3 protein-coding genes and 1 pseudogene are annotated in these 8,135 nt (G+C 45.4%); 3 read left to right on the top strand and 1 reads right to left on the bottom strand.

The features are described 5' to 3' along the window. The 3 genes from J0895_RS06625 to J0895_RS06615 all read left to right on the top strand — a co-directional run. On the top strand, nt 1-2,656 hold a 2,656-nt coding region (locus J0895_RS06625), incomplete at its 5' end, for a glycosyltransferase 61 family protein (RefSeq protein ID WP_207087318.1). A 168-nt stretch (nt 2,657-2,824) separates the two neighbouring features. After that, a complete protein-coding gene (locus J0895_RS06620; RefSeq protein WP_207087317.1) occupies nt 2,825-6,172 on the top strand; it encodes a tetratricopeptide repeat protein in 3,348 nt (1,115 codons plus the stop codon). Next, nucleotides 6,169-7,461: a class I SAM-dependent methyltransferase gene (locus tag J0895_RS06615; protein WP_207087316.1), complete on the top strand. Its 1,293-nt coding sequence runs from the start codon at nt 6,169-6,171 to the stop codon at nt 7,459-7,461. Before J0895_RS06620 ends, J0895_RS06615 begins: the two co-directional genes overlap by 4 nt. Before the next feature lie 89 nt (nt 7,462-7,550). Here J0895_RS06615 and J0895_RS06610 read toward each other — a convergent pair. Next, a pseudogene (locus J0895_RS06610) lies at nt 7,551-8,135 on the bottom strand (hypothetical protein); the annotation flags it as partial.

Genomic DNA, 8,135 nt, shown 5'->3' with positions numbered 1-8,135 from the left:
GCTGTATCGGCAGGGGGATTTATTAGGGGCAGAACGCTGCTATCGATGGGCGATCGCGCAACATCCCGATGATGCTCCCGCTTACTACAATCTTGGGGTTGTCCTCAACGCTCAAGGGTTGTTAGAGTTAGCGCAAAATAGCTATCAAACTGCCATCTCCCTGCAACCGGATTATCTCAATGCCTCTAGCAATCTGGGTTGCGTTCTGGTTCAGTTAAACAAAATCTCTGAGGCGATCGCCATTTACCATCAGGCGATCGCCCTCAACTCCAATTGGGCACCTTTACATCACAACCCCGGGCAAGCATTACAGGCAAAAGGCAAACCCGGTGAAGCGTTATCCGCCTATGCCAAAGCGATTGAATTGCAGCCAGATCGGGTCGGCTCCTATTATAATGCTGGGAAAATATGGCAGGATGAGGGTGACCATACCGAAGCGGTTCAGTATTTCCCACGCTGCATCGAACTCGACCCGAATCATTTGGCAGCTTACAGCGATTGCGGCTATTCTTTGATGGCAGGGGGTGAGTTAAATGCAGCCATGCAGTGCTTTCAAAAAGCGATCGCCTTGCCACCGGCATTTGTCCAATCCTACGGCGATTGGGTAGAGCGAACCTTAGCCATTCCTGATCGACAAGATAGCCTTGACGAACGCGATCGCGCTATTATCAGTTGCGCCCAATTTCTCAAAGCACTCCAATCCAATCCCCATTCCCCGGAAGTTTACGAACATCTCGCCCAAACTTATCTGCATTGGGGAAATGTTTTATTAAAATATGGGGGAGACAAACAGGCGGAACGCTACTATCATCAATCTTTACAAATCAACCCGAATAATTTAAGCGCCTACGGAAAATTAAGTCAGTGTTTAGCGAACCAAAAACGATTCGATGCGGCGACGACGATCCGTCAGATAGCAAAGCTGATAGAACCGTCTTTATCCGAGGATAATCCTAATATTACCCTTGAGAAAAGTTGCTTGAGGTCTAAAGCACCCGTTTGGAGGAGGGCAAGAGCGCGATCGCATGACTCGATCTTGCTCTTGTGGGATTCCGCACCGGCGCTAAAGCGCAACACCAAACCTAATGGAATTTATCAGGATAGCCGAGAGTGGATTGAAAAGGTAAAGTTTGAGGGAAGTGATTATATTCTCATCGATAAAGGAAGCAATCCACAAGAGGTTATTCTTCCCAAAGATTCCACAGTGGTGCAAGAATGTGGCGGATTGAACTGTGCCCCATGTTTGAGTCGAATTTATCGGCAGTTTTCGCCAATTCATCGGGGACATGATATTTATGGTTTCGACAAAAATCTAAGCGCGATCGCCCAGAATTCACCATCTCGATTTGTGGTAGTAGTACCCCAGGGACGGGCGTGGATCGTACCGCAAACTGCATCTTGGATGGTGTGCAATGCGATCGCAATTCTGACCCCAGATAACTATCTCCTCGCTGACGTTTCTCGTCAGTATCCCGGCGCTTTACCCGGATGTCAGAAACAGGATCCAAAGGAACATCGGATTTTTGAGTTAGAAGAATTTCCCCCATTAACTGAAATTGACGGGACCGTAGCGGTGTTAGCGGGACTTTCGGGAAATGTCTATTTTCATTGGTTGGTGGATATCCTGCCTCGGGTAGAAATTTTACAACAAAGTGGGTTTGAATGCGATGAAATAGATTACTTTTTAGTCAATAGTATTAGCCAGCCATTTCAGCGAGAAACCCTGGCGCGGTTGGGGATTCCCGAAACCAAGATTATCGAGAGCGATCGCTACCCCCACCTGTGCGCTACCGGACTGATAGTTCCTTCGTTTCCAGGACATTTGGGGTGGTTAGAACCTTGGGCACTACAGTTTCTCAGACAAGCATTTCTCAAACCGATTCCCGCATCAAGTTCGGATTACCCTGAACGCATTTATATCAGTCGCGCCCAAGCCCGATATCGCCGGTTAATCAATGAACCTGAAGTTATCGAGTTTCTGGCTCAGTTCGGCTTTGAGCCAATTGTAACGGAATCTTTATCTTTTACCGAACAGATAGCGGTATTTTCTCATGCTAAAATAATTGTCGCCCCACATGGCAGTGGCCTGACCAATCTGGTGTTTTGCCCCCCGGGAACCCAGGTGATCGAACTTGTTTCCCCCCACTACGTTAGACCCTACTATGCCGAGATCAGTCAACTGCTGGGATTGTCCCATTATGTGGTAACGGGAGAGGCGTTTGCCTGCTATCCCCTGCGCGAGGAGATGTACCAAAATCCCTTAACCGAAGATATTTGGATCAATTTGAAGAAATTGCACGCTATGTTAAAAATTGCAGGTATATCAGAGATAATGGAGTCAAATGAGTCTGGAGCGATTTCCCCCACTATGCAAGCCACTGTCAACCCGGAAAGGGCGGCGATTCAGTTGAATCGACAAGCCGAAGCGTATTTAGCTCAAGGAAAGTTAAACGAAGCGGAAGCTGCCTGTCTGCAAGCGGTGAAACTTACGCCGAATCATCCAGAGGCTTACAAAACCCTGGGGGATGTGCTACAGGGGAAAGGCAAGAGAACAGAGGCGCGACACAGTTATATCAAGGCGATTGAAATTCAGCCTAATTTTGCTGTAGCTTATGCGAACTTGGGTAGTCTCTACGCCCAGCAACAGCAGTGGTAGTCGGCGATCGCCTGTTACCAAAGAGCGATAAAAATCAATCCAAACTTTGCCGGTGTCTATCGGAATTTAGCAAAACTTTGGACACAGTTACACAAACCAGCAGAAGCGACAGATTGTTGGTATTGGGCGTGGAGTGTGGAACCGGAAAGGTTTTCCGCAGAGGAATCCGTGAATCTGGGAAATGCCCTGGTGCAGCAGCGGGAACTAGAGCGGGGAATTGCTTGTTACCGACGGGCGATTGAGTTAAACCAGAATTTAGTTGGAGTTTATCACAATTTGGCGGAGGCACTGAAGCGACAAGGGAAGGTGGAAGAAGCAGCAATCTATGGGAAAAAAGCATTAGCGTTAGGGACGAAGACGGGGGAACGCTTGCAGGATGCAAGGCAAATGAATGGGCTGAACAATGGAAGTTATGCCTCGGGGGAAGATGCTGAGGCGTTGTTGCATATTGGGGAATATTATTATCAGAAGGGGAAGTTAACAGAGGCGATCGCAGCTTGTGAAAAGGCCGTATCTCTGCAGCCGAATCTAGCACTGGCTTATAAAATATTGGGGAATGCCAGACTAGCGGGCAGACAGTTAGAAGCGGCACAGCAGTGTTATTTGAAAGCGCTAGAGATTCAGCCGGATTGTGCGGAAGTCTATGGCAATCTGGGGACTGTGCTGGCGCAACAGCAAAATTGGGATCAGGCAATTTTAGCTGATCAGAAGGCGCTAGAACTCCAACCTACTTTTGCCGGGGTTTATCGGAATTTGGCGAATGTGTTAGAACGAGTTGGGAAAGCGCAAGATGCGGCGATGTGTCGATATCGGGCATTGAGTTTAGAACCCCAGGGGATGACGGCGTTAGAGTGTCTTAAGTTGGGGAATATTCTGATTATTGAAGGGAAGCAAGAAGAGGCACTTACCTGTTATCGTCGCGCCATTGAGTTGAATCCGCAGCTATCCCCCGCTTATCATAATCTGGGGGAAATTTTCAGTAATAAACAGGAGTGGTACGCGGCGATCACGGCATACGGACAGGCGATCACAGTGAAAGTGGAGAATGGGCGATCGCACTATGGATTATTGAAGGCGTTGGTAGAATTAGAAAGATGGGAGGAGGCGGTAAGGGCTTATCAGCAAGGGATTCAGTTGAAGGTAACTTCGGCAGAAATTTACCAGCAATTGGCGGATGCGCTGACGAAACTGCAACGCTGGGAAGAGGCGGCGAGTGCATATCGGCAGGCGATCGAATTAAATTCGGATAATTCGTGGTCTCATAATAATTTAGGGGATGCGCTGCTGAAATTGCAACGATGGGAGGAGGCAGTTGTCGCATATCGTCGGGCGATCGGGTTAAATCCAGAGTTCCACTGGTCGCATTACAATTTAGGAGAAGCGTTGTCGCAACTTGAGCAGTGGGATGAAGCCGTTGCCGCATATCGGCAAGCGGTGAAACTTCAGCCCGATTTGCCTTGGATTTCGCAGAAGTTGGGGGATGCGTTGCGAGAACGCGCTATGTTGGATTTAGCAGCAGCGTTGGGGTGTTATCGTCAAGCGATTCAAGAGCATCCAGAGGATTTGCAAAATTACCACAAGGCGTTAGAGATTCAGCCGGATGATGCGGAACTTTACGTGCAATTGGCGAATGGGTTGGCGAAGCAGGGACAACTCGATGGGGCGATCGTCTTTTATCAGATGGCATTGCAGTTGCAGCCGAATGACGCTGAGATTTTGCAGCAATTAGAGGAAGTGTCAAAAAAAAAAGGAGTAACGCTTCCTGAACAGGAAATTCAAATTGAAAAAGCCGAGAATTTACCATCCACCCTAGAGCAAGCCAAACAGTTTTTAAAGTCAACGAGTCAGATGGCTCTGGATAGTTTGTTAAATACATCGGCTCGAATCAATATTCCTTATGTCGAGAGTCCAGCGGTTAGCATTATCTTGGTGTTGTATAACAGAGCCGAACTGACTTTGAAGTGTTTGTCTTCTATTTTACAGACTAATTTTAATTCACTTGAATTGATAATTGTTGATAATGCCTCAACAGATAACACCCAACTGCTCCTAAACCGCATTCAAGGAGTCCAGATTCTTGATAATTCCGATAATCTGTACTTCATTCGAGCCTGCAATCAAGCCGTTCAACGCGCTAGAGGCGAGTTTTTGTTATTTTTAAACAACGATACTCAAATTTTAGGTGATAGTATCGCAGCAGCAGTAGAAACCTTGAAAAGTTCCGACGATATGGGTGCTGTAGGAGGTAAAATAATTCTGCCCGATGGAAGGTTACAAGAAGCGGGCAGCATAATCTGGCGAGATGGCTCCTGCCTGGGTTATGGACGGGGAAATTCTCCCCTCGCACCGGAGTATATGTTCCGACGCTCCGTCGATTACTGTTCGGCAGCTTTTTTACTCACAAGACGCGATTTATTTCTTGATATGGGCGGATTCGATGAAGCGTATCTGCCTGCCTACTATGAAGAAACAGATTATTGTGTCAAGCTATGGAAAGCAGGGAAGCGAGTGGTTTACGAACCGAATGTCGTTATCCTGCACTACGAGTTTGCCAGTTCCAGTTCTAGAGAAAATGCGACTCGATTGCAGGTGAAAAACCAAAGGATTTTTGGGGAAAAACACAAAGACTGGTTAGAGTCTCAATATTTACCTAATCTTGAAAATAGCTTGTTTGCCCGCACTTCAGCGAAGCAGCCAGGAGAGCGAATTCTCTTCATTGACGATCGCATTCCTCATAGTTTCCTAGGCTCTGGTCATCCCCGAGGCAACTTTATCCTATCTTGTATGGTTAAGCTGGGATATGCAGTCACGTTTTATCCCATAGACCTTTCTCACATGAATGAAAACTGGGCAGAAGTTTATGCCGACGTTCCCCAGTCTGTAGAAGTGATGATGGGATATGGCATCCCCAGACTGGCAGACTTTTTGCAAGCGCGACAGGGATATTATGATGCGGTTTTTGTCCGCCGCCCCCATAATATGAGTATTTTAAAATCCTGCTTGGAGCAGAACGCGAACTTACTGAAAGGCAGTAAAATAATCTATGATGCTGAAGCGCTCTATTGTCTGCGAGAAATCGAGCAAATGCGTCTGCGAGGAGAGGAACCGTCCCCACAGCAGGTGCAGCAACTCATTGAGCAGGAGGTGCAATTAGCCGCAGGGTGCGATCGGATTATCTCGGTATCGGAACAGGAAAAACAGAAATTTGTGGCCAGCGGATTGTCAAATACAGAAGTCTTAGGTCATGCGGTGCCAATTTCTCCCACCCCCAATCCTTTTGGCAAGCGCAAAGATATCTTGTTTGTGGGCTCAATTTATCAAATGGACTCTCCGAATGGAGATTCAGTCAAGTGGTTAGCAAAGGACATTTTTCCCAGAGTTCAAAAAAAGTTGGGACGAGAGATTGAACTCATTATCGCTGGCAACAATACGGTTGAACAACTCGTTGAGGATATAATCAAGCTAGGCAACCCATCAATCCAAATGCTGCCGAGATGCTTGCCAAGTTCGGTATGAATTTAGATTCGACCGCTTCGATTCTAGACTTTGGATGCGGTTGTGGAAGGACTTTACGTGCTTTTCCGTCCATAACAAAAGCCAAGTTAGTAGGATGCGATATTGATCTAGATGCGATATCCTGGTGCCAAGAAAATCTACCTTTTGCAACATTTCATAAGACAGGAGAATATCCACCATTACCATTTGAAAACGATGAATTTTATTTTTTATATGGAATTTCAGTTTTCACTCATTTGGATGAAGAACATCAGTTTAAATGGCTATCAGAATTGAAGAGGGTTGTCAAACCAGGAGGATTAGCACTCTTAACCTTTAAAGGAAAATGGCATATTGATGAAATTAAAGATATGGGTGTAAAAAATAAAATTGAGTTATCGCTAAAAGAGTCAGGCTTTTTATTTACTCAAACAAAATTTTGGCAGAAAGTATTTCCAGATTTCTACGGCGACACCTATTGCACTCTCGAATACATCTATAAAAATTGGTCTAAATACTTTGAAGTTTTAGAGATTGTGCCGCCTAGTCCTGCAATTCCCCAGTATGCTGTGCTGCTGAGGGCGATCGGTGCAAAATCGGCAAAAACAGAAGAGTTTACAAAGTCGGTGAAAAGTCAACCCACTATTAGCGAGTATAGCAAATTTATGATCATTTGTCCTGCTCGCACTGGGAGTACGATGCTCGTGCATTCCCTTCTGTCTCATCCAGAAATTATCTGTCATGGAGAAGTTATGGGTCCTAAGAATCCAGCAAATTTGGTGGGTTTAAATTTGGAGATAGAATCGCCATTGCGGGATAAACTGAGGCAGCTACGCCAACAAGATACAGTTAACTTTTTAGCTGATTTCGTGTTGTATCCTGGTTCTTACCGTGCTGTAGGTTTAAAGTTTAAGTATGAGGAACTGTCGTTACCTTCATATAAGGCGGTACTGGATTCTATTATTTCTAGTCAGGATGTTTTAATTATCCATCTAACGAGAAAAAACTTATTGAAGCGCGATGTATCTCAATTGATAGCCACTCAGATTACAAATATTTTATGGATATCCAATCCAAATGAAAGACCAGATCCCGTGCAGATTCGATTGGACGCCAAAGAATGTTTAAACGAATTTAAGTTTACGGAAGAGCGTCAGCAGCGATTTCGAGATTATTTTCAAGGGCATCGCGTGCTGGAACTGACTTATGAAGATTTACTTACAGAATCCGATCGCACGATGCAAGAAATCCAGGCATGTCTGGGCGTCAATATACAACAATTGAGTTGTTCAACGCATAAGGTTCTCTAAGACAATTTAGAGGATATTATCGAAAATTTATACGAACTAAAAGGGTATTTTAAAGGGACAAAATACGAGGTTTATTGGCATTAGTTTTTTTAGTATATTTGATTCAAAACCCTTATTTTAGGTTTTTGAAGCCAACGAACCGAATGTTGCCACTCGGCTGAGTTGGTTAGACAAGAGGGATCGAATTTTTCATCTTGATTTGCAGAAAACTGGACAAAATTTTGCAACCAATTTAAGGCTGTTTCGGTTTTCAAGAACGGCGTGGATTTTAACGACTCCTGCAAGCACTTTTGCATCTGACGTTTGTCACCATTGACATAAGCATTCCAGGCATCCCACACGAGCAGCTTGTATTGCCTTTGGTTTGGATCTTCTGTTTCTCTGGCTATAGCTTCTTGAATGTGGAGTCGCCCTAACTCCTCCTGAGTTTGGTGCAGTTGAGATTGCGATCGCCCTAATTCTTCCGTTCTCTGGCTTAGCTGAGTTACAGATTTTTCCAAAACTGCCTCAGTTTCATGCAGTTGAGTCTGCAACTGTTCTAAAACTGCCTGAGTTTGGTGCAGTTGAGATTGGGTTTGTCCTAACTCCTCCCGAACTTGATGCAGTTGAGTCTTCGTGTCTTCTAATTCATCTTGAGTCTGATGCCATTGCGACTGAGTTTGTCCTAACTCCTC

This window comes from Phormidium pseudopriestleyi FRX01, from assembly GCF_017313335.1.
In the GTDB taxonomy this organism is placed as follows: domain Bacteria; phylum Cyanobacteriota; class Cyanobacteriia; order Cyanobacteriales; family Laspinemataceae; genus Laspinema; species Laspinema pseudopriestleyi.
Note: the sequence above shows the minus strand (reverse complement) of the source record. Positions and strands in the feature narration are given on the sequence as shown.